Source organism: Micromonospora parva (assembly GCF_040649675.1).
Taxonomy (GTDB): domain Bacteria; phylum Actinomycetota; class Actinomycetes; order Mycobacteriales; family Micromonosporaceae; genus Micromonospora; species Micromonospora parva.
On record NZ_JBEZFX010000011.1, the window covers coordinates 114,757 to 136,703 of the forward strand.

Consider the following 21,947-nt stretch of genomic DNA (forward strand, 5'->3'; position numbering starts at 1 on the left):
AAGTGGCAGGGAGTGTGATCTCCTTGCCGCTTGTTTTTTGGGCGGCCGACCGTGGGCGGCCGATCGCGGCGCTCACTCGTCGGGGCGCGGCTCGATGCGCAGCCGTCGGCCGATCTGCCAGGAGGCGGTGGGCCAGGCCGCGACGAAGCCGGCTATCAGCCCGAGCTGACCGAGGAACCAGAACGTCGGGTTGTCGGGTCGCAGTGGTGGCTCCGGAAAGAACATGTGATGCGCGACCGTCAACCACGCGAACAACGCCGCCTCGAACACGGTGATGGTCAGCAGCTCGATCCTGCCCACGCCCGACAGCGCGTTCCCGACCTTCGCGAGGCCGCGCCCCGGCCCGGCGAAGTACCGGAAGAGCACGGCTATCGTCACCGCCGCCAGATAGTCGCCGGCGTAGCCGACCCAGAGCGGGTCCTTCGCCGGGTCGAATCTCACCGCGAACAGGGCGACCTCGGCGACGACGAAGCCGAGGGCGCAGTGGGCGCCACAGCGGGACACGTGGGTGACGACGATGCCCCGGCGGGGCCGTCGCGGTTGATCCTCCCGCCGACGCTGAGCGAACGCCTCGGGCCGGCCCCAGTTCCAGTAGAGGCGGACGGCGGCCAGGCCGACATAGAGGACGGTCACCAGCCAGACGATCTCCATGACCCTGACCGGCTGGCGGTGCCCGCGAAGATAGGTGTCGGCGAGCACGATCGCGAAACTGACCACGCCGACCGTGAGGGACGCCCACGAGAGCGCCACGAGCCACGTCGGTTGCATCCCCGCCCTCTCCGCACTCCGTTCCCAGGGCCTCCCGGAACCGAACGTGAGGGGGGATTCGCTGGCCGGCGTCGGCGGCCGAGGGCACCTCGCAGTCTGTCACGCCGTACCCGGACGGGCCGGAGGATCGGGTGTTGCGCAGGACGGCCGGCTCCGCCGACGAGAAAAGCTGACCTATAGCATAATTTTCGCCTTGCCCCCCAAAAGGGAAATTCCACGGCTAACCCGCGGTTCGGGCCGGTTACTGACCTTCAGCGACGGCGTCTTCGCGATCGCCGTGACACTTCTGGTGCTGGAGATCCAACCGCCGCATGACTTCGAGCACCTCGTCCAGGGGCTCAGGGCGCTGTGGCCGTCGTACCTGGCGTACACGCTGAGCTTCCTGCTCATCGGGCAGGTGTGGGTCAACCACCACGTGATGTTCGACCGGGTCCGGCACGTCGACCGAGGCGTCCTGTTCCTCAACACGCTGCTCCTGATGGTCATCGCGTTCCTGCCGTTCTCCACCTCACTGCTGGCCGACGCGTTGCGGGCAGAGCAGGGGCTGCGCGCGGCGGTCGTCGTCTACGGCGGCACACTGTGGACGGCGGCGGCCCTGTTCAACATCATTTGGGCTCACCTGCGCCGCGCCGGACTGCTGGACCCCGGCCTCGGCCCCTGCGGTGCGCGGGCCATCGGCCGCCGATTCCTCCTCGCGCTGGTCTGGATCGGATCCGGCGTCCTCGTCGGCGCGTTCGCGCCGATCGCCGGCGTCGTCATCATCGCCGGTTTCCTGCCCACCTACTACCTGCCCATCCGAGGCGAGTACGGCGAGGACGACCGCGCACCCTAGCTGCCGAACTCGACCCCGCTGAGGGAGACGGCGCGGTACGCGGCGAGGCGTTCGGCCTGCCCGGTGACGGCCTTACGGGTGGCGTCCGACAGTCGGCGCCACGGCTGGACGGCGACCGTGAACGTCCTGCCGGACTTGCGGGGGCGCCAGGTGCCGACCAGTTCGCCGTCGACCAGGACCGCGCCCGGGCGACCCAGCACCGGCCACAACTGTTTGGCGTGGGCGCTGTCCGGCACCAGCGTCGCCCGGTCCTTGGCCTGCAGGAAGAGGTCGTATGGGCCGAGCAGGCGGGTGCCGGTGCCGTCGGCCGACCCCAGCGCCTCCTCGTCCACGGCCAGCAGGGAACGCACCTCGCCGCCGACGGTCACCTCGATCACGTCGTCGGGCCAGCGTGCCTTGACATCCTTCAGCGGGGCGTCGAGATAGTCGGCCACCTGCTTCGGCGTGGCCGGGCCGAGCAGACGCAGGTACGCGCGGATGAGGTCGAACCTCTCACCCGCGGCGGCCGCCTTGCGGAACCTGGTGATGCGGTGCAGGACCGGCGGTGAGGTGTCGAGCCGCAACTCCAGTCCGGCCCGCACGGCGGCGAGACGGAACGGCATCTCGTAGAGGTGCGTGGCGTCGCACGGCCGGCAGAACCGCAGATACGGCTCGGGCAGCGCCGTGGCCAGGCGGCCGGAGACGTCCCCCTTCACCGTCGGTGTGCTGACGATGGCCCGCATCCGGGCGGCGATCTCGTCCAGGGCCGCGAGAGTGTCGATGCCGGCGGCCTTCAACGGCTTCGCGGCGTCGTAGACGCGCTTGCCCGCGTCGGCCTCGGAGAAGGGCTCGACAGCGGCCGCCACCTGTGCGATGTCGGGGCGGCGGTAGAGGTGCGGCGCGCCCCGCACGGTCCACAGCAGGACCACGTCCCGGTCGGACAGCGCCCTCACGTCGACCCCGCGCACCGCCAACGCCCACCGGGCGCCGTCCGGGCCGGTGTTCTGCACCCCGATGTCCAGGACAGCGGTGTCGGCGAGCGTGCCCTCATCCCGGTCGAGCTGTTGGGCCCGGACCCGGAAGTTCATCACCTGGTGCCGATCGACCATGTCTGCACAGTAGTTGCGGTGACGTCTGCGGTGGGTCCAGGCGCGCAGCCCGGCGTGCGGAGCGGGGCGCACCGCCGGGACGTGCTGTCGGCGCCGGACAGACAGCGTCCCCGGGCCGGGGGAGGGGACTCCCTCCGCGCGGCGATCCGTTCGTCGCGCCACTCAGCCACGGTGATCTCGGAAGGCCGACACCCGGCCAGAGACAGGGAGACGACACTGTGACTCGACACCCGCCCGCGCCCGCCCCGCCACCGACCTGGGCCCGCCGGGCCGGCCACGTGGCCTGGATCGCCCCCGTGCTGGGGTTCATCCCGTTGCACGTGCCGTGGATCCTGGGCATCCCGATGTTCGCCGATCCCGACCGGTTCCGCGAGTGGTACCACGGTCGCGGCCCCGGGGTGGGGGAGCACCCCGTCGACGGGTTCCTGGGCCTGCCGGCAGGTGCGTTCTACCTGGGTCTGCTGTGCGTCCTCGCCGGACTCGGCGGGGTTCTGGCGCTGGGACTCATCAAGGACTGGGGTGTGGTCTTCCCCCACTGGGTGCCGTGGCTGCGCGGACGTCGGGTTCCGCCGTGGGTGCCGCTGACCCCGACGGTGCTCGGCTCCGCCCTGATGATCGGCTACTCGGCGACGCTGCCCTGGCAGTTCGCCGCTGACCTGTCGGAACCCGGCCGGGAGGACATCTTCACCCCGACCGGTGTCCTGATCGGTCTCCCGCTCCTGCTGGCCTGGACGTTCGCGTTGCCGGTGGCCGGCTGGTCCTACTACCGCCGTACCCGACCTGCTGGACCTGTCGCACCACGAGGGTCGCGGGCGAATTGATCACCGATGGGACATCGGCTATCGTGCGCGTCCGTGAAGCAATCTCGTCTGACCTCCGCCCTGTTGATCCTTGCCGCCACCACGGCGCTCGCCGCCTGCGGCGACGGCGACAAGGCGACGAACGCCGGATCCACCACCCCCGCCCCGACGTCCGCGGCCCCGTCCTCGGCGGCCACCTCCGCCGCCGCCACGCCGGCCTCGTCCGCCGCGGCGGGCGGCGCGAACGACAAGCAGGTCTGCGAGTCGGTGAAGAAGGCCAACGACGAGATGCGGGCCGAGTTGGTGAAGGTCGCCACCACCGGCGACGCCTCGGCGGCGGACTTCAAGAAGATCCTGACCGAGCTGGAGCAGAAGGTGAGCGCGGTCGCCGCCACCGGCGACGGCAAGCTGGCCGATGCCCTGCGGGCCTTCGGCGCCGAGGCCGCGAAGGCCGCCGCCGCGGCGGACCCGGCGACCGCCGCCGACAACCCGGCCTTCGAGAAGGCCGGCAAGGACATCAGCACCGCGTGCAAGGCCGCCGGAATCAATGTGATCCTCTGACCGACGTAATGCGATGACGGACGGCCCCCACGCCTGAGCGGGGGCCGTCCGTCGACAACGGAGGCGATGGTCAGCCGCAGGCGGGCCTCAGTCGCTGACCGGCTCGACGCGGATGGCCGGCGACAGCGCGCGCAGGAAGTCGGGAGCGTCGAACATCTCACCGGCGGAGGCGACCCCGCTCGCCTTCGTCTGACCATCGAGGATGCGCCGGACCGCCTCCACCGCCAGGGGTGCGCTGACGGCGTAGATGTCGCGGCCACTGGCGACGACGCGGCGGCGCGCGTCGCCGCGACGGACGATGACGTCGACAGTGAACGTCTGCGCCGACCGGCCCAGCCCGTCGACAGCGACCGGCGCCGCCCCAGCAGCCAGGTCGGTGGTGGCGTCGACGGTCATGTAGGTCCGGACCTCGGGAATGACCAGGTGACGGGGGATGGTGACGACGTCGGCCATGCTGAACTCGCCGAGGACGGTGCGCCGGCCCAGCGGCGCGGGGAAGTCCCAGTCCATCCTCGGCAGCTCCCCGCCGGGGTGGTACTCCAACCGGCCCCCGGTGTAGCGGACCCGACGGCCGGCGCGGCGCTCGCGGGACACGACACCCGCGGCGACCGTCCCGGCCGTCGGGTGCCAGCTGCTCAGTCCGTACGCGACGTGCGCCTCGTCGGCCGACGTCCAGTCGCCCATGGCCGTCGTCGCGAGCAGGTCGCCGAGCCCGCCGAAGAAGGCCATCGCCGGGACCACCGCGACACCGGCAGCCCGGGCGCGCTCGGTGAAGTGCGTGAACGTGTCGAGGTTGGCCTCGATCTCTGCGGCCACGTCCACGTACGGGATCCCGGCGCGCAGCGCGGCCTCGATCACCCCGGCGGCGGTCGACGCGAACGGGCCGGCGCAGTTGATGACCGCGTCCACACCGGTCAGCGCCGCGTCGAGCGAGGCCGGGTCGTCGACCGACGCCACCCGGAAGGGGAGTCCGAGAGACGCCAGCCGGCCCGCGTCGCGACCCACCGGCAACGCATCGAACCCGCGTTCGCTCAATTCCGTCACCACGAACCGTCCGGTGTGCCCGTACGCACCGAACACCGCCACGCTGTGGCCCATCACTGCCCCCTCGAAAGATCGACTGAGCCCAGCCTTCCGCAGCGGCCCGCTACCGACCAGTGTCGGGAACGCCAACGCGCGTACAGTTTCGGACATGGCCCTTGTCGCGATCGCCGCCACCGACGGGATGCTGCACCTCGAGTTGGCGCTGGCCTGTGAGGTCTTCGCCCACGACCCCTCCGGCCTGGCCGACCCCTGGTACGACCTGATGGTCTGCGGCCCCGGCCCGGTCCGCGTCGGCCGCTTCCTGCTGGAGCCCGACGACGGGTTGGACCGTCTCACCCACGCCGACACGGTGATCATCCCGTCCGTCGAGGACGTCGACGTGGACGTACCCCCCGACCTGCTCGACGCGGTCCGCGCGGCCCACCGGGCGGGCGCCCGGATGGTTGCGCTCTGCACCGGCGCGTTCGTGCTCGCCGCCGCCGGGGTGCTCGACGGGCTGCGGGCCACCACCCACTGGGCCCACACCGACACGCTGGCCGCCCGTTATCCGCGGGTCCGGGTCGACCCGGATGTGCTCTACGTCGACAACGGCACCGTGCTCGCCTCCGCCGGCAAGGCCGCCGCGATCGACCTGTGCCTGCACCTGATCCGCCGCGACCACGGCCCGACCGTCGCCAACGCCGTCGCGCGCCGCCTGGTCGTGCCACCGCACCGCGCCGGCGGTCAGGCCCAGTACGTCACCACACCGGTACCCGCCCGCGACGACCACCCGCTCACCACCCTGTTCCCCTGGGTGCTGGCCCGCCTCGACCGGCCGCTGACAGTCGAGGACCTGGCCCGGCAGGCGAACATGAGCTCGCGCAACCTGGCCCGCCACTTCCGGTCGGCCACCGGCACCACCCCACTGTCGTGGCTGTCGACGCAGCGGATCCGCCGCGCCCAGGAGTTGCTGGAGAACACCGACGACAGCATCGACGCCATCGCCCAGGCAGCCGGCCTGGGCACCGCCACGACGTTGCGTCGACACTTCCACCGCACCGTCGGCGTCCCGCCGGACGCCTACCGGCGTACCTTCCGGGCCACCGGGTGATCCTTCAGAGCCCGCGCGCCGGCTTCGCCGTCAGCTGACCGTGCCGTCAGCGCTGGTCGGGCGTTGCCGGGCGAACGCGTCGCGCCTGCCCCACCGGCCGGGGATGTCCAGCAGCGCGATCCGCCCGAAGGTGGCGGGCAACGCCGGGTCCACGGCCAGGTGGTCCTCGTGTGGGTTGATACCGAGCATGGTGCGGAGCAGCAGCATGGTCGCCCCGCTGGACCACGCCTGCGGACTGCCCGCGGTCGGGTACCGGATCGGGAACTTGGTGGTGTCACGGTCGAACCCGCCGAACGCCTCCGGGAGTCGACCCTCGAAGTAGGTGGCCGCGGACAGGATGCCCTCGGCGATGCGGGCCGCCTCGTTGCCGAACCCGTACCGGCGCAGTCCCCAGGCGATGAAGGAGTTGTCGAACGGCCAGACCGTACCGTTGTGGTAGCCGAGCGGGTTGTAGCGGCGCTGCCCGTCGGCGAACGTCCGCACACCCCAACCGGAGAAGAGCGCCGGACCCATCAGGTGCTCCACCACCCGGGGCGCCCGCTCCGGCGGCACGATGCCGCTCCACAACAGATGCCCGATGTTGGACGACAGGCTGTCCACGGCCGTGCCGTCGTGGTCGAGCGCGAGGGCGTAGAAGCCGCGGTCCTCAAGCCAGAAGTCCCGGTTGAACCGCTCGTACAGCGCCGCCGCCTCGCCCTCCAGCCGTTCGGCGTAGGCCGGATCACCCCACACGGTACGGGCCAGCCGCGCCCCTCTGATCTTGGCGTCGTAGGCGTACCCCTGGGTTTCGCAGGTCGCCCTCGGGAAGCCCGGCAGCCGCCCGTCGGCGTAGGAAATGCTGTCCCAGGAGTCCTTCCAGCACTGGTTGTCCAGGCCAGTGGCCCGGTTACGTCGCTGGTACCAGACGTAGCCGGTGGAGGTCAGGTCCGCGTACCTGTCGATCCAGGTCAGCGCCGCGCGGGCCTCCTGCTCCAACTCCAACACCAGCGCGCTGTCGCCGCTCCACCGTTCGTACTCGTCGAGCAGCACCACGAACAGCGGTGAGGCGTCCACAGTGCCGTAGTAGGGGGAGTGCGGCTGCTCCTCGAACGCGGCGGACTCTCCGTAGCGCAACTCGTGCAGGATCCGGCCCGGGTCCTCCTCCAACACGTCGTCGGTCCGGGCGCCCTGCAACGACGCGAGAATCCGCAACGTCGGTGGGGTCAGCGACGGGGTGACGGGCAGGGTCTGCAAGCAGGTCAACAGGCTGTCGCGGCCGAACAGGGTCATGAACCAGGGCAACCCGGCCGCGGGCACGCTCGCGCCGCCGAGCGACAGCGGGGCGAAGCGCAGCGCCGCCAGGTCCACGAGGCTGCGGTGGTAGACCTGCTGGAGGCCGACGCTGTCGGTGTCCAGGGTCGGGGCCGCCGCGACCCAGTCCCGCATGCTCGTGGGCAGGGTGGAGTCGTCCGGCCGTTGGACCCGCAGGGCGGAGCGCAGGTCGACACCGTCCGGACGCAACGCCAGCATGACGGCCTGCAACCGGGTCGACCACTGCTGCCCCGGGCGCAGCCGGACCGCGAACCGAAGGCCGCCCGGGTCGAACTGCGCGGGCTCACTCGCCGACACGACAACCTCACGCTGGTAGGTGCCCCGCCGGTAGCCCAGGCGCAACTCGTTCCTGCCGACCTTGGTGTAGTAGGTGCCGGCCTTCTCCTCGATGTCGAACTTGATCTCGAAGATGTCGGCGAAGTCCGCTTCCACCTCCAGGCGCACGTCGAGCGTCATGTCCTCCTCGCCGTAGTTGAAGATCGTGAGCGATTCGGTGAGGTCCGGGCCGATGCGCCGCCGCCGGATGGCCGACACGTCCGCCTCCACGTAGTCCACCGCCCGACCCGGCACCGCGAAGAACGTCACCTCGAAGTACTGGCTGTCGTCCACCGACAGCGCCGTCATGCACTCACCGTCGACGGTGAGCCGCCAGCGGGACAGGAAGCGCGTGTCGGCGGCGAAGAGGCCGACCGGGGTGCTCGGGGACGACTCCACGTCCCCGCTGGCGTCGGAGACCATGAAGGTGTTCCCGTCGATGCACGCCACGGTGCCCGCGATGTCCCTCACCGGTCACGCCCCACTGTCAGGATCGTCGGGCCGGCCAGACGCTCGCGGAAACAGCCGCCCGATGCGCAACGCCAGGGCGAGATCTCCGTCGACGATGATCTCGCCCCGGGTGATCGCCGCCAGCCCGTTCACCTCGCCCCGCGCCATCGCGTCCGCGACCTGCGCCGACACCTTGACCACGGTGGTGGCCGGACCACCACTTTTGATCACCCGCATCTGACCATGGTCGATGTTCAGCAGCCACTGCTCCAGACGGCCGCCGTCTCGGATGTCGAACCGGACGCTCCCACGGACCTTGCTGAACCGCGGATCCTGGCAGGCGGCCGCCAACCGCTCGAAGAAGTCGCTGGTCTCCGACATCCCACCTCCTCGGGCGCTGGTTGCAGCCGATGCCGGCTACCCGGTTCGGGTAACTCCTAACACCGGGCGGCACCAGTGGTTCAGGGAGCGAGCGCGAAGCGGGTCCAGGTGCTCCCGTCCGTGGTGATCAGGACGTGGTCCGGCTCGCCTGTCGAGCCGTCGTCGCTAGCGAAGAGCCAGGCGAAGCCGGGCGCGACGCTGACCGAACCGACGAGTTGGCCGTACTCCCGGGCGACTGTGAAGTGCCGCCCGTCGTCCCGGCTGACCAGCAGCCGCGCGCGACGGTCGGTTTCGGTGCCTCCACCGGGCGTGGTCACCAGCAGGGACCCGTCCGACCCCACAGTGAGGTCGTAGTGGATCTGATTCGACAGTTCGGCGCCGGTGTCCGTCCAGGTCTTCGCGCCGTCAGTGGTCCGCAACAGCCGCACCCCGCCACCGGTGGCCGACGGTTCGGTCAACACGTACCCTTCCCGGTCGTTCAGCCCGACCGCCGTGATCACCCCGGCGTCGTCACCCACCTCCCAGCTGGTCCAGGTCGCGCCCCGGTCGGCGCTGCGGGCGACAGTCGATCCCTGGGCGCCTCCCATCCGGTAGGTGGCCCAGATGCTGCCGTCGGCCGCCGGGTAGAGGCTGAACAGCGGACGCCACGACGGTGCCGCGGCGGTGAGGCGGTACACCGTTCCGCTCGACGGATCCACCGCCAGCGGCTCCGCCACCGGCCCACAGCCGAACCCACAGAGCACCGGCCGAGCCGTCACCGGGAACGCCGGCACGGCAACGATCGCGGAGTTGCCGTCGCGCCAGGTGCGGCCGTAGTCGGTGGACAGGTGGGTCACCCCCGAGTCGGTGACCAGATAGGACCGCTCACCGAGGACGGAGAAGTCGGTGCCACTGCCAGGTGTCCCGGCCGCCGTGCCGGCCGCGCACCTGGTGCCCTCGAAGCGCGCCGCGTCCCAGTCCGACCAGCTGCGGCCGCCGTCGCCGGTGTACGCGAAGCGCACCACGCAGCCGTCGTGGCGCACGTCGACCCCGGAGGTCGGCCCGGTCAGCGTGAGTTGGCTGACCGACCCACCCGACGGTGGCAGCGGTTCGGCCGGCGTGGCCCGCTCCGGCCCGGACACCATCGGTACGACCGCCAGCCCGACCAGTGCGACCAACGCGGTCGCCACCACCCCGACCGACCGGCGTCGACGGGACCGGGCCGTGGCGTGCAGCTCGTCGAGAGGCGGCTGCGACACGGCCTCGGTGATCGTGTCCAGGTCGAATCCGGAGAACTTACGATTGGACATCGATCCTCCCGGCTTGGGTAGCGTCGGTTTCCCCCGTGGTGGTGTCGTCGGTGTCGGCGAGCAGCGCCGCCAGGGCGACCCGGCCCCGCGACAGCCGAGACTTCACCGTCCCGGACGACACGCCCAGCGTGGCGGCGACCTCGTCCACCGGCAGGTCGACGAGGTAGTGCAGGGCCAGCGCCTGCCGCTGCCCCTCCGGCAGCACGCGCAGCGCGGCGAGCAGGGCGAGGTGCTCCGGGGAGTGGTCGGCGACGGCCGGCGGCGGGCCGATCCGGCGCAGCAGCCCGTCCAGCACCCGACGGCGGCGGTACCGGCTGCGGGCCCAGTTCACCGCGACCCGACGCAACCACGCCTCCGGGTTGTCCAGCCCGGCGAACCGCCCCGGCGACACCAGCGCACGGGTGAACGCCTCCTGAACCGCCTCCTGCGCCTCGGTCAGGTCGCCGGTCACCGCGTACAGCTGGACCACCAGGCGCCGGAAACAGCCGGCGTACAGCTCGGAGATCAGATCGCCGTCGGACACCGCCACCTCCCTTCTCCACCACTCCCACCAACGGGCCGGGGAGAAGGTTCCGGTGGCTGGCCAGAATCCCTGTCAGTCGAGGTTGAAGTCCACCACGACCGGGGCCCGCCCGACGCGCACGCCGGCCGCGGCGTCGAAGCCGGCGGCGTCGCGGTGCCAGACCGGCGGGGCGTACGCGCAGTCGCAGCGCAGCTTCACCCGCTGCCCGGGGAGCAGGCGCAGGTCGTAACCGCTGCCCACGTCCGCCACACCGGCCAGGTCCCCGGTGGCCGCGTCGAACGCGATCACCTGGGCGTAGGTGAGCAACTCGTCGACCCGTACCGCCCCACTGAGCGGTGTCCCGGCGGGCAGCGCCTGATTCAGGGTCGCCGTCTGCTGGGCGCGTACCCGCACCGGACGCGCCTGCTGCCGGCTGCCCACCCCACCGGACCAGACGGTCGCCAGGCCGGCGGCGGCGAACTGGACCGGCCAGTGGTACGGGCCGAGACCGGTGATCGTGTAGCGGCCGTCGTCGTCGGTGGTCGGGCCGTGGTCGCCGTACTTCGGATCCGGCACGTACGGCACCACCATGACCCGGGCGCGGGGGACCGGCGCGCCCGTCGCCGCGTCGGTCACCACCCCGACGACGGTGCCGGGCGGGTCGAGTCGGACGTCCGGCACAGCGGTCACCGCGCCGGCGCGCACCTGGACCACCCGGGCCCGCTCGCGCTCACCGGTGCCGCCGTGCCGGCCGACCCACTGCCAGCCGTGCGTCGTCGTGTCGTAGGGGCGCACCAGCAGCCGGTACCGCCCCGGTGCGACATCGCCGGTCACCAGGACACCCTGCTCGTCGGCGCAGCCCCCGTACCGCCCGAGCTGATCCTCGCCGAGGGTGACCGCCGCCAACGCCGCGGCGTCCACCGGGACGAGCGCGGCGCAGGCCCGGGGGACCGGCGCGCCGCTCGTCGCGTCGCGCACCACCGTCCGGACGCCGCCGGGCGCGGACGACCCGGGGGGAGCCGCGGCGGCCGGCGCGGCGGCCTCCACGACGAGCAGGGCGACGGCGGCGGTGGCGGTCAGCTGGCGCAGGAGTGCGCGGCTCATGGGGTGTCCTTCCGACGGCGCCACGGGTGGGCCGACGGTAACCGCAGACAGTGATCCATTTCGGTCAATGTCGCCATGTCGACCGTCGCCGGTCGGGTAACCGGCCACCCCCTCCCGGATCGGACGTTCTCCCCCGAACCCGGCGCGTACGGCACCGGTACGACATAGCGTCACGGGGGCGGGACCACCGCCGCCCCGGCAGCGGACCGGCGGCGACGTCCACCTGAGAGGACCGGACATGAGTCGTGTCGACACTGTGCTCCTGCCCGAGCTGGACGGGCCGGTGCCGGCGACGTTGCCGCGCGCGCTCGGCCTGCTGAGCCTGGCCCTGGGCGTGGGCGCCCTGGCCGCGCCCGGTCCTGTCGCGCGGATGACGGGCGTGGACGACAGCCCGGCCGCCCGGTCCGTGCTCCCCGCCATCGGCCTGCGGGAGTTGGGCAGCGCCGCCGGCCTGCTCAGCGGCCGCCGCCCGGCCGGCTGGGCCTGGAGTCGGGTGGCCGGCGACGCGATGGACCTCGCGGTGCTCGGGCGGGCCCTGGCCGACCGTGCTGGTGACCGCCGCCGCCGGGTCGCGCTGACCACCCTCGCCATCGCCGGCATCACCGCCGTGGACGTGCTCGCCGCCGTCCGCACCGGCCGGGCCCGACGGGCCCGCGCCCGGGTGATCCAGATGGAGATCGCGGTGACGGTGAACCGGTCGCCCGCCGAGGCGTACCGGTTCTGGCGGGACATGGAGAACCTGCCCCGGTTCATGGCCCACCTGGAATCCGTCCGCGCCGACGACCTGCGCCGCTCGCACTGGATCGCCAGGGGACCGGCCGGGCACCGCGTCGAGTGGGACGCCGAGATCATCGACGACCAGCCGAACAAGTCGATCACCTGGCGGTCGCTGCCGGGAAGCCGGGTGCCCAACGCCGGCCGGGTCCGGTTCGTGCCCGCCCCCGGTGACCGGGGCACCGAGGTGCGGGTGGAGTTGCGCTACGCGCCGCCAGCAGGGGCGCTGGGTCGAGCGGTGGCGAAGCTCTTCGGCGAGGAACCCGAGCAGCAGGTCCGTGACGACCTGCGCCGGTTCAAGCAGGTGCTGGAGACCGGCGAGGTCGTCCGCTCCGAGGGCAGCCCCAACGGCATCTCCGTCCGCCAACAGGCCATGCAGCGTCCCGCCCAGCCGCTGCCGCCGTCGCGTCGCTGACCGTCCACGCTCCGAAAGGGACCGATAATGAAGGCCACCGCCTGGATGGGCGCCGACAGCGTCAAGGTCATCGACGTACCCGACCCGAAGATCATGAACGCCCGGGACGCGATCGTGCGGATCAGCACCACCGCGATCTGCGGCTCCGACCTGCACCTCTACCACGGCTACATTCCCGCGATGCGCAAGGGCGACATCCTCGGCCACGAGTTCATGGGCGAGGTGGTGGAGGTGGGCCCGCAGGTCCGCAACCTCGCCCCCGGCGACCGGGTGGTGGTGCCCTTCCCGATCGCCTGCGGGCACTGCGCCTCCTGCCAGCGCGGCCTCTACTCGGTCTGCGAGAACTCCAACCCGAACGCCGGCATCGCCGAGAAGATCATGGGGCACTCGCCGGCCGGCATCTTCGGCTACTCGCACCTGCTCGGCGGGTACGCGGGCGGCCAGGCCGAGTACGCCCGGGTGCCGTTCGCCGACGTCGGCCCGATCAAGGTGCCCGACGAGATCAGCGACGACCAGGCGGTCATGCTCGCCGACGTGTTCCCCACCGGCTACATGGGCGCCGAGATGTGCGACATCAAACCCGGTCAGGTGATCGCCGTCTGGGGCGCCGGGCCGGTCGGGCTGCTCGCCGCCGCCAGCGCCCGGCTGCTCGGCGCGGAGCGGGTCATCATCATCGACCGGTTCCCGTACCGGCTGCGGCTGGCCGAGAAGCACATCGGCGCCGAGACGATCAACTACGAGTCCGTCGACGTGCTGGACACGCTCAACGCGATGACCGCCGGCCGGGGCCCCGACGCGTGCATCGACGCGGTGGGCATGGAGAGCCACCACGGCAACACCGCCATGTACGCGTACGACCGGGCCAAGCAGGCCGCGCGGGTCGAGACGGAACGGCCGTTCGCCCTTCGGCAGGCGATCCTGGCCTGCCGCTCCGGAGGGGTGGTATCGGTCATCGGCGCGTACGGCGGCTTCGTCGACAAGTTCCCGATGGGCGCGTTCATGAACCGGTCGCTGGTCATGCGGACCGGCCAGTGCCACGTTCAGCGCTACACCCGACCGCTGCTGGAGCGCATCCAGCGCGGCGAGATCGACCCGAGCTTCATCGTCAGCCACCGGATGCCGCTGCGCGACGCCCCGAAGGGCTACAAGATCTTCCAGAAGAAGCAGGACGACTGTACGAAGGTGCTGCTCAAGGTCTGACCAGGCGCGGAGGTGCTGGCGGGGCGCCCCTCCCAGCGTCCGGCAGCTAGCGTGTCGCCATGGACAGTGGTGACACGTCGCTGCCGACCTCGGCCGACCTCGCTATCCGCCTGCGGCCGGTTGCCGAGCCCGACCTGGCGATGTTCCGACGGTTACGCACCGAGCCGGGCCTGATCGGTCTGGACTGGCCCGGCTTCACGGACGCCGGCGCGCCGGCGCGGCGGTTCGCCATGGACGGTTACCTCGGAGAGGACGACGGGCGGCTCATCGTCGAGGCCGAACAGGAGCGGGCCGCCGCCGGCATCGTCAGCTACACCGCGGGGTGCTACGCGGGTCGGGCGTCGTACTGGTCGATCGGTATCGTCCTGCTGCCACCGTGGCGGGGGAGGGGCATCGGCTGGCGCGCGCAGGCGCTGCTCTGCGACTACCTCTTCCAGCACACCCCGGCGCAGCGCATCCAGGCCGGCACCCACCCGGAGAACGTGGCCGAGCAGCGGGCGCTGGAAAAGGCCGGCTTCCAGTTGGAGGGCATCGTGCGGGCCAGCGAGTTCCGGGCCGGTCGGTGGCGCGACGGGTACCTCTACAGCCGGCTGCGCGACGACCCTTCCCCCTGGGACGCGGTAACCGGAGGCTAACGCGGGCGGACTCCCGGCTCCACCGTCAAGGTCCCGGCCTCGGCGTCGATGGTGGCCCGCGCGCCGAGCGGAACGGTGAGCTGCCCGTTGCCGTGTCCCAGCCGTAACCCGCCCAGGACCGGTACGCCGAGGTCGTACAGGCGGTCCTTCAGCACCGCCGCCGCGTCCCACTCACCGGGGCCACCGACGCTGTTGGTGATCTGGCCGATGGCCACCCCGGCGACCCGGGACAGCACACCCACCCGGCGCAGCTCGGTCACCATTCTGTCGATGCTGTACGGAGCCTCGTCCACGTCCTCGAAGAACAGGATCGCGTCGTCGAACCTCGGGGCGTCCTCCGCGCCGAGCGAGGTGGAGATCAACGTCAGGCAGCCGCCGAGCAGGGGACCGGACGCCCGCCCGGGCACCAGGACAGGGGCTGCCGTCTCGGCCGGATCCCTGGTGATCGTGACGGGCTCGGTGGTCATCACCGCCCTGCGCAGCGCCTCGGCCGACTCGGGGCCGGTGCGGGCGTCGTTCCAGTTGACCATCGGGCCGTAGAAGGTGACCAGGCCGATCTCGCGCCAGAGCTTGCCCTGGATGCTGGTGATGTCGCTGAAGCCGACGACCACCCGAGGGTCCCGGCGCAGACCGGAGACGTCGATCTGGTCGACGATCCGCTGGGTGCCGTACCCGCCACGGGCGGCGAAGACAGCACGAACCCCCGGGTCGTTGAGTGCGGCGTTCAGGTCGGCCAGCCGCTGCGCGTCGGTGCCGGCGAGGTAGCCGTACCTGGCGAACACGTTCGTGCCCAGCTCGACCTCCAGGCCCCAGCCGCGCAGGATCTCGATGCCGCGGGCCATGGCGGTGGGGTTGGGGGTGCCGCCGGGCGACACGACCCGGACCCGGTCACCGGGTGACAGCACCGGCGCCCGCAGGACGCGCTTCGCACCACCCGGCGCGGTCTGCGCGGACGCGGCCTCCGCCGAGCCGACGAGCGCCGCGCCACCGGCCGCCGCCGCTCCCATCCGCAGCATGCGTCGACGGGACACGGGCACCCGCGCGGACCCCTGGATCGTGGCGCGGTCTGTTCCAGAAACGGTCACCGGCGCGTCCCCTCATCGTGATCAGACGATGTGCGAGCGGCCCCAGCCTACGACAGTCATCAGTGCGATGCGGGGTCCACAAAGGACCGCGTTCATCCCGGCGGGCGCGCGGTGCCCCGGTATTGGAGGGCACCGGTGACCCGTCCGGTTCGCGGCGGCTTGCGAGGCCTCGGGCGTCGACGGCGGGAAGTCCGGGTCCGCGCGCGACCCGTTTGTGGCCAGAGAGCGTGGGAACTCGCCCCGTTCGTCCGCAGGCGCGCCTGACGGCATGCCGACGAGACCGAAGGAGCGGGGCATGGAGTACGAGCAGATGATCGCCACGGTACGACAGCGCGCGGGCCTCGGTGAGAACGAGGCCGTCCGGTCCATCCAGGCCGTCCTGTCGGTGCTCGGTGAACGGCTCGCCGGCCAGGAGGCCGACAACCTGGCGGCCCAGCTACCGGACGGGCTGGACGCGTCCGTCACCCGCAATCCCCAGGGTCGCCGGTGGGACGTCGGTGAGTTTCTCAAACACGTCGGCGACCGGGAGCAGGTCGCGAACGCGGACCAGGTGCGCCAGCACGCCCAGGCGGTGTTGCGAACCGTCGCCGATGCGCTGAATGACGACGAGCGACACGACCTGTTCGCCCAGCTTCCCGGTGGCATCACCGATCTCTTCGGTGTTCCCACCCCGCGCGGCTGAGCCCCGCGCCGATCGGGCCACCCGGGGCGCTCACGGGATCGGCCACTCGTGCACCGGCCGGTTGCTGTGCATCAGGTCCACGTAGTGCCGGACCACCTCGCGCAGCGCCGCCGGCCGGTCCAGGTGGTCGGCGGACTCCAGCCGGTGCAGTGTCTCCACCTGCCAGGTCGCCCCGTTGCGGCCGGTCAGGCAGCGCTGCTCGATGATGCCGAGCAATCGGTCGCGCTCGCCCGGGTCGAGCCCCCACCGGTCCAGGCCGTGGTGCGCCATCGGCAGCAACCGGCGCAGCACGAGCTCGGTGACCGGCAGGTAGCCCAGACCGGGCCAGAAGACCTGCGCGTCGATGCCGTGCCGGGCGCAACTGGTGAAGTTCTCCTCGGCGGCGCTGAACGACATCTGCGACCACAGTGGCCGGTCCGATTCGGCCAGGGCGCGTACCAACCCGAAGTAGAAGGCGCCGTTGGCGATGGTGTCCAGCACGGTCGGCCCGGCGGGCAGCACCCGATTCTCCACCCGCAGGTGCGGACGACCACGCGACACGTCGTACACCGGGCGGTTCCACCGGTAGACGGTGCCGTTGTGCAGGCGCAGCTCGGCCAGATTGGGCACCTCGCCGGCCGCGAGCGCCTGCGCCGGGTCCTCCGGGTCGCAGACCGGAAGCAGCGCCGGGAAGTAGCGCACGTTCTCCTCGAACAGGTCGAACACGCTGGTGATCCAGCGTTCGCCGAACCAGACGCGGGGGCGTACCCCCTGGGCTTTGATCTCTTCCGACCGGGTGTCGGTGGCCTGCTGGAACAGCGGAATGCGGGTCTCGCGCCACAGCTCCCGGCCGAAGAACAGCGGCGAGTTCGCGCCGACAGCGACCTGGATGCCGGCCACCGCCTGCGCGGCGTTCCAGTAGTCGGCGAACTGGGCCGGACTGACCTGCAGGTGGAACTGGGTGCTGGTGCAGGCCGCCTCCGGGGTGATCGTGTCGGCGGTGACCGCCAGGCGTTCCACCCCACTGATGGCGATCGGCAGATCCTCACCGCGGGCCGCGAAGATCTGCTCGTTGAGCAGCTTGTAGCGCGGATTGGCCGACAGCGTCTCGGCGGTCAGGTGCTCGGGGCGCAACGTCGGCAGGATGCCGATCATGACCATGTGCGCGCCGATCGCCCGGGCCTTCACCTCGGCGGCGTTGAGGCTGGCCCGTACGTACTCCTCGAACTCGGCGGTGCCGGTGCCGGTCAGCCGGCGCGGCGGCACGTTGATCTCGATGTTGAACTGGCCCAGCTCGGTCTGGAAGCTCTCATCGGCGATGGCCGCCAGCACGTCGGCGTTGCGCATTGCCGGGTTCGACGCCTCGTCGACCAGATTCAGCTCGATCTCGACGCCGGTCATCGGCCGGTCGAGGTCGAAACGGGACTCGCGCAGCATCTCGGCGAAGACGTCCAGGCAGCGGCGGACCTTGTCGCGATAGCGGGCCCGATCCTCCCGACTGAAGGTCCGCACGCCGACGTCCTCGCCCATGGTCACCACCCCGTCACCGCTGGTCCCCCTAACCTCGCACTGATCGGCGGGCAGGGGAAGACCCGATGGTCCTTTCCTACCCAGTCGCCCGCCCCGCCACCCCGACCAGAGCCGACCGATAGCATTGCGGCCCGAGAGGTGGTGGCGTGCGAATGCGCGAGAAGGTGACCCGGCTGTTCGTCGCGGCGGCGATCGCCGAGGCCTGCTCCTGGCTGGCCCTGCTGGTCGGCATGCTGGTCAAGTACGGCCCGACCGACAACGAGCTGGGCGTCAAGATTTTCGGGCCGATCCACGGCGGCCTGTTCGTCGCGTACGTCGTGTTGGTGCTCGCCGTGGCCCGGCTGCACCGGTGGAGCCTGCTGGCCACGGCGGTGGCCCTGGCGAGCGCGGTGCCGCCGTTCGCCACCCTGGCCTTCGAGCGCTGGGCTCGCCGCCGGGCGATGCTCGGCGTCGACCGGCAGTCGGTCCGCGAGCCCGCCCCCGTCGGCTGAACCACCGGCCGGCGGACGAGCCCGCCGGGACCGATCAGGTCAGCGCGGAGCAGGCCACCACGCCGGCCAGCAGCAGCGAGCCCACCAACGCCTGCAACAGCAGCGGTGGCCCGAGGTGCGACCAGAGCGTCGCGGTCCGTGGGGTCAGCAGCTGCCCGGTGGTGAGGTTGACGATCCGCTCGATCCGGGGCGGCAGCTCCGGGTCGCGTTGCGGGCGCACCGTGAGCTGCACCTGATCCGCCGGGTGCAGGGCGCTCTGCGGCAGGTGACCGTGCAGCTCCACCTCGCAGAGCTGACCGGCGGCGTTGCGCAGCCGCACCGGTGTGACCAGGTATTCCGGGCCCTGCTTCAGCTCCTTCCAGCGGCGCCGGGTGCCGCCGCCGCCGAAGGAGAAGAGCGAGCGCAGCAGCAGGGCGGGCAACCGGGCGAAGGCCGCTGCGGCGAGCACCGCCACCAGCACCGGCTGACCGATGCGTACCTCCCGGGTGTAGCCGTCGAGCAGGCGGATCAGCCGCCCGGTGACGATCCGTTCCGTCGGGTACACGATCCGTCGGGTATCGAGTCCGCTGTCCATTTCCACCACCGAGAGTTCGCGTGTGTTCACAGATCGTATCGACGTCTTCGGTTGAACGACGTGAATGAAACCTGGTCACGGGCTCACGGCCGCGAGGTGACATCCCCGACGACCCGGGTAAGCGGGGGGCCGAGCTGGAAAGGGGTCGAGCATGCAGCTGTCCTTCCTGCGCCCGCTCTACGACCGTCCCGGGCCGTGGTGCTCGGTGTATCTGGACGCCTCCGCGGACACGGAGGACGCCCACCCCGCCCTGGATCTGCGCTGGCGTGCCCTGGAACGCCGCCTGGCCGAACAGGGGGCGGACGAGGCGAGCATCGCCGCGCTGGACCGGGTGGTCCGAGGTCACGACCCGATGGTCGGGGACTACGGCCTGGCCGTCTTCGCCAGTCACGGCCGGGTGGTGCTCTCCGAGTACCTGTCCGCGCCACCACTGCGCGACCTGGCCCACGTCGGCCCGCTGCCGCACGTGATGCCGCTGCTCGCCCAGCGCGGCGAGCAGGTGGCCTGGGTGCGGGTGGTCGCCGACCGGGTCGGCGCCGACGCGATGGCGGTCAGCGCCGGCGGGGTGCCCCGGCGGGCGCACGTCGCCGGCCGGGACGAGTACCCGCTGCGGCGGGCGAAGCCCGGTGGCTGGTCCCAGTCGCGCTACCAGCGGGCCGCCATGGAGGCGTGGCACCAGAACGCCGGCGACGTCACCGCGGCGACGGTGCAACTGGCTGACCGGGTCGGCGCGGACGTGGTGGTGGTGGCCGGCGACGTCCGGGCCACCGGCATGATCGCCGCCCAGATGCCGGAGCGCTGGCAGGACCTGGTGGTGCGCACCGATGCCGGGTCCCGGGCCGGCGGCGCCGACCAGACGATGTTGGACGACCTCACCGTGCAGACCATCGCGGAGATCGCCGACCAGCGGATCAGCGCCGCGCTGGACAAGTTCGGCGTGCAGGAGGACGTCGGCGGCGGCCTCGACGCGGTCGTCTCGGCCCTGCAACGCAACCAGGTGGACATGATGCTCATCGTGGACGACCCGTCGGCCAACGGTGAGCTGTGGATCGGGGCGGAACCCACCGAGATCGCCGTCGACCCGGGGCAGCTGGCCGCCATGTCGGTGGCCGACCCGCAGCGGGTACGCGCCGACGCGGCACTGGTCCGGGCGCTCGTCGGCACCGACGCGGCACTGACCGTGCTCGGCCCGGACGAGGCGCCGGACCTGACCGACGGCGTGGGCGCGGTACTGCGCTACGTCGATCCCAGCACACCGGGGCGCGGCAATGGTTGACCGCTCGGTGGCCGACGTGGTGGTCGAGCGGCTTCTGGCCTGGCGGGTGCCCCGCGCCTTCGGGTACCCGGGGGAGGCAATCGCCCCGCTGGTCGACGCGCTGGACCGCACCGGCGGGGAGCCGGCGTTCATCCCGGCCCGGCACGAGGAGACCGCCTCGTTCATGGCCACCGGGCACGCCAAGTTCACCGGCGGCATCGGGGTCTGCCTCGCCACCCAGGGGCCCAGCGCCGTCCAGCTGCTCAACGGCCTCTACGACGCCAAGCTGGACAGCAAGCCGGTGGTGGCCATCGTCGGTGAGGACATCTCCGGGCCGCTCGGCGGGGCGCACCAGGAGATCGGGCTGAGTCGGCTCTTCGCTGACGTGTGCAACCAGTTCGTCCGGTACGGTCGCCGCCCCGAGGAGGTGGGGGCGCTGCTGGACCAGGCGTTCCGGACGGCGGCGGCGACCCGCAGCCCGACCTGCGTGGTGCTGCCCCGGCAGTTGCAGGAGGCGCTGGTGCCCGACCTCCAGTCGTACAGCGCCGGGGTGATCACGGCGACCCCCGGCGAGCCGCTGGCCCGGGTGCTGCCGCACGAGGCGGACCTGGACGCCGCCGCGCAGCTGCTCAGCGGCGGCCAGCGGACCGCGATCCTGGTGGGCCAGGGTGGTCGGGACGCCGCCGCCGAGATCATCGAGATGGCCGACCGGCTCGGCGCCGGGGTGGCCACCTCACTGCTGGGCAAGCCGGTGCTCGACGAGCGGTTGCCGTTTCACACCGGGGTGCTCGGCGAGGTCGGCACACCGGCGGCGGCCGAGCTGATGGGTGGCTGCGACACCCTGCTGATGGTCGGCACCAACGACCCGTGGACCGACTACTTCCCGATGCCGGAACAGGCGCGCACGGTGCAGATCGACATCGACGGCCGCCGGATCGGCACCCGGTACCCGGCCGACGTGCCGCTGGTCGGTGACGCCGCCGAGACCCTACGGGCGCTGCTGAGCCGGGTGCGCGGTCGGCCCGAGCAGCAGTGGCGGGCCACCGTGGAGAGTTCGGTGGACCGGTGGCGGGAGGTCGCCGCCGAGCGGGCCGCCGCCGCGGCGGACCCGGTCAACCCGCAGCTCGTCCTGCAGGAGTTGTCCGCCCGGCTGCCCGGCACCGGCGCGGTGGCTGTCGACGTCGGCTCGGTCCTCTACTGGTACGCCCGGCACCTCACCCTGCCACCCGGGGTCAACGCGCAGCTGTGCGGCACCCTCGGGTCGATGGGCTGCGCGCTGCCGTACGCGGTGGCGGCCAAGCTCGCCGCCCCGGACCAGCCGGTGGTCGCGCTGGTCGGCGACGGGGCGATGCAGCTCAACGGGCTCGCCGAGCTGATCACCGTGTCGCACCTCTGGCAGCGGTGGCGCGACCCCCGGCTGGTGGTGCTGGTGCTCAACAACCGGGACCAGAACGGGATGGGTGGCGGGCGGCAGCCGTGGTCCGACCCGACCCACCGCCGGCCCGACGTGCCGTACGCCGGATGGGCCCGGCTGCTGGGGCTGCACGGGGTGCGGGTGGACCGTCCGGAGCTGGTCGGCGCGGCCTGGGACGAGGCCCTCGCCGCGGACCGCCCCTGCGTACTGGAGGCGGTCGTCGACCCGGCGGTGTCGCTGGCGCCGCCGGAGCCGGCGTTCGCCGACCTCCGCGGCCTGTACGCCGAGGGCGCCGCGGCCCGGAAGGTCCGCGAGCAGGTGGAGGTCACGGTGACCGCGGATGATCTCGTTTAGCGACCCTGGACCAGGGCATCAGTA

The 21,947-nt window shown here is 72.0% G+C and carries 22 protein-coding genes; 11 read left to right on the plus strand and 11 right to left on the minus strand.

From position 1 onward, the window contains the following. Positions 1 to 72: 72 nt before the first annotated feature. Complete coding sequence (locus tag AB0C03_RS25890) at positions 73 to 768, minus strand: DUF4396 domain-containing protein (protein ID WP_210866892.1); 696 nt, start codon at positions 766 to 768, stop codon at positions 73 to 75. Between the two features lie 193 nt (positions 769 to 961). Between AB0C03_RS25890 and AB0C03_RS25895 the strand changes: the two genes are divergently transcribed. Next, positions 962 to 1,600: a TMEM175 family protein gene (locus AB0C03_RS25895; protein WP_210858436.1), complete on the plus strand. Its 639-nt coding sequence runs from the start codon at positions 962 to 964 to the stop codon at positions 1,598 to 1,600. On the opposite strand, the gene AB0C03_RS25900 is transcribed toward AB0C03_RS25895, so the two are convergent. Next, positions 1,597 to 2,688 (minus strand): winged helix DNA-binding domain-containing protein, encoded by a 1,092-nt coding sequence (locus AB0C03_RS25900; RefSeq protein ID WP_357639392.1) that lies wholly within the window; start codon positions 2,686 to 2,688, stop codon positions 1,597 to 1,599. The genes AB0C03_RS25895 and AB0C03_RS25900 overlap by 4 nt on opposite strands. Positions 2,689 to 2,906: 218 nt before the next feature. On the opposite strand from AB0C03_RS25900, the gene AB0C03_RS25905 reads away from it, so the two are divergent. Both AB0C03_RS25905 and AB0C03_RS25910 read left to right on the plus strand, forming a co-directional pair. Continuing rightward, positions 2,907 to 3,509 (plus strand): hypothetical protein, encoded by a 603-nt coding sequence (locus AB0C03_RS25905; protein WP_210858438.1) that lies wholly within the window; start codon positions 2,907 to 2,909, stop codon positions 3,507 to 3,509. A gap of 33 nt (positions 3,510 to 3,542) precedes the next feature. Further along, the gene (locus AB0C03_RS25910) at positions 3,543 to 4,049 is read left to right on the plus strand and encodes a hypothetical protein (protein ID WP_357639396.1); all 507 of its coding nucleotides are present in this window, start codon (positions 3,543 to 3,545) and stop codon (positions 4,047 to 4,049) included. 87 nt (positions 4,050 to 4,136) lie between these two features. On the opposite strand, the gene AB0C03_RS25915 is transcribed toward AB0C03_RS25910, so the two are convergent. Further along, positions 4,137 to 5,147: a saccharopine dehydrogenase family protein gene (locus AB0C03_RS25915; RefSeq protein ID WP_357639398.1), complete on the minus strand. Its 1,011-nt coding sequence runs from the start codon at positions 5,145 to 5,147 to the stop codon at positions 4,137 to 4,139. Between the two features lie 94 nt (positions 5,148 to 5,241). Here AB0C03_RS25915 and AB0C03_RS25920 point away from each other — a divergent pair, with 94 nt between their 5' ends. After that, complete coding sequence (locus AB0C03_RS25920; protein WP_357639401.1) at positions 5,242 to 6,183, plus strand: helix-turn-helix domain-containing protein; 942 nt, start codon at positions 5,242 to 5,244, stop codon at positions 6,181 to 6,183. Positions 6,184 to 6,213: 30 nt separating this feature from the next. Here AB0C03_RS25920 and AB0C03_RS25925 read toward each other — a convergent pair whose 3' ends face one another. The 5 genes from AB0C03_RS25925 to AB0C03_RS25945 form a co-directional block, all read right to left on the minus strand. After that, a complete protein-coding gene (locus AB0C03_RS25925) occupies positions 6,214 to 8,280 on the minus strand; it encodes an amylo-alpha-1,6-glucosidase (protein ID WP_435823383.1) in 2,067 nt (688 codons plus the stop codon). A gap of 3 nt (positions 8,281 to 8,283) precedes the next feature. Continuing rightward, positions 8,284 to 8,640, minus strand: a complete 357-nt coding sequence (locus tag AB0C03_RS25930) for an SCP2 sterol-binding domain-containing protein (RefSeq protein ID WP_210866898.1) — start codon at positions 8,638 to 8,640, stop codon at positions 8,284 to 8,286. 80 nt (positions 8,641 to 8,720) lie between these two features. After that, entirely contained in the window at positions 8,721 to 9,929 is a 1,209-nt protein-coding gene (locus AB0C03_RS25935; RefSeq protein WP_357639405.1) for a WD40/YVTN/BNR-like repeat-containing protein, read from the minus strand. Next, positions 9,916 to 10,452 (minus strand): sigma-70 family RNA polymerase sigma factor, encoded by a 537-nt coding sequence (locus AB0C03_RS25940; RefSeq protein WP_210866900.1) that lies wholly within the window; start codon positions 10,450 to 10,452, stop codon positions 9,916 to 9,918. The genes AB0C03_RS25935 and AB0C03_RS25940 overlap by 14 nt, the downstream gene beginning before the upstream one ends. Before the next feature lie 72 nt (positions 10,453 to 10,524). Then, positions 10,525 to 11,535 carry a carboxypeptidase regulatory-like domain-containing protein gene (locus tag AB0C03_RS25945; RefSeq protein WP_357639409.1) on the minus strand — a complete coding sequence of 337 codons (1,011 nt, stop codon included), beginning with the start codon at positions 11,533 to 11,535 and terminating at the stop codon, positions 10,525 to 10,527. Positions 11,536 to 11,773: 238 nt separating this feature from the next. On the opposite strand from AB0C03_RS25945, the gene AB0C03_RS25950 reads away from it, so the two are divergent. From AB0C03_RS25950 to AB0C03_RS25960, 3 genes are read left to right on the plus strand one after another with little or no spacing between them, the layout of a single operon-like run. After that, on the plus strand, positions 11,774 to 12,724 hold the full coding sequence (locus tag AB0C03_RS25950) for an SRPBCC family protein (protein ID WP_051708526.1): 951 nt from the start codon (positions 11,774 to 11,776) through the stop codon (positions 12,722 to 12,724). 27 nt (positions 12,725 to 12,751) lie between these two features. Further along, positions 12,752 to 13,924, plus strand: a complete 1,173-nt coding sequence (locus tag AB0C03_RS25955) for a zinc-dependent alcohol dehydrogenase (RefSeq protein ID WP_030332667.1) — start codon at positions 12,752 to 12,754, stop codon at positions 13,922 to 13,924. A 59-nt stretch (positions 13,925 to 13,983) separates the two neighbouring features. Beyond that, positions 13,984 to 14,559, plus strand: coding sequence for a GNAT family N-acetyltransferase (locus AB0C03_RS25960; RefSeq protein ID WP_357639413.1), 576 nt, complete (start codon positions 13,984 to 13,986; stop codon positions 14,557 to 14,559). Here the strand turns inward: AB0C03_RS25960 and AB0C03_RS25965 are convergent. Then, positions 14,556 to 15,575: a S66 peptidase family protein gene (locus tag AB0C03_RS25965; protein ID WP_357639416.1), complete on the minus strand. Its 1,020-nt coding sequence runs from the start codon at positions 15,573 to 15,575 to the stop codon at positions 14,556 to 14,558. The two genes, AB0C03_RS25960 and AB0C03_RS25965, sit on opposite strands and share 4 nt — an antisense overlap. A 364-nt stretch (positions 15,576 to 15,939) precedes the next feature. Between AB0C03_RS25965 and AB0C03_RS25970 the strand changes: the two genes are divergently transcribed. Further along, entirely contained in the window at positions 15,940 to 16,326 is a 387-nt protein-coding gene (locus AB0C03_RS25970) for a DUF2267 domain-containing protein (RefSeq protein WP_051708528.1), read from the plus strand. A 30-nt stretch (positions 16,327 to 16,356) separates the two neighbouring features. Here AB0C03_RS25970 and AB0C03_RS25975 read toward each other — a convergent pair whose 3' ends face one another. Continuing rightward, positions 16,357 to 17,835 (minus strand): glutamate-cysteine ligase family protein, encoded by a 1,479-nt coding sequence (locus AB0C03_RS25975; RefSeq protein WP_357639419.1) that lies wholly within the window; start codon positions 17,833 to 17,835, stop codon positions 16,357 to 16,359. A 152-nt stretch (positions 17,836 to 17,987) separates the two neighbouring features. Between AB0C03_RS25975 and AB0C03_RS25980 the strand changes: the two genes are divergently transcribed. Next, complete coding sequence (locus AB0C03_RS25980) at positions 17,988 to 18,326, plus strand: DUF3817 domain-containing protein (RefSeq protein WP_357594204.1); 339 nt, start codon at positions 17,988 to 17,990, stop codon at positions 18,324 to 18,326. A 34-nt stretch (positions 18,327 to 18,360) separates the two neighbouring features. Here AB0C03_RS25980 and AB0C03_RS25985 read toward each other — a convergent pair whose 3' ends face one another. Further along, positions 18,361 to 18,909 (minus strand): hypothetical protein, encoded by a 549-nt coding sequence (locus AB0C03_RS25985; protein ID WP_030332677.1) that lies wholly within the window; start codon positions 18,907 to 18,909, stop codon positions 18,361 to 18,363. 142 nt (positions 18,910 to 19,051) lie between these two features. Here AB0C03_RS25985 and AB0C03_RS25990 point away from each other — a divergent pair, with 142 nt between their 5' ends. Both AB0C03_RS25990 and AB0C03_RS25995 read left to right on the plus strand, forming a co-directional pair. Continuing rightward, positions 19,052 to 20,176, plus strand: coding sequence for a baeRF2 domain-containing protein (locus AB0C03_RS25990; protein ID WP_030332679.1), 1,125 nt, complete (start codon positions 19,052 to 19,054; stop codon positions 20,174 to 20,176). Further along, positions 20,169 to 21,923 carry a thiamine pyrophosphate-binding protein gene (locus tag AB0C03_RS25995; protein WP_357639423.1) on the plus strand — a complete coding sequence of 585 codons (1,755 nt, stop codon included), beginning with the start codon at positions 20,169 to 20,171 and terminating at the stop codon, positions 21,921 to 21,923. Before AB0C03_RS25990 ends, AB0C03_RS25995 begins: the two co-directional genes overlap by 8 nt. Positions 21,924 to 21,947 lie beyond the last annotated feature (24 nt).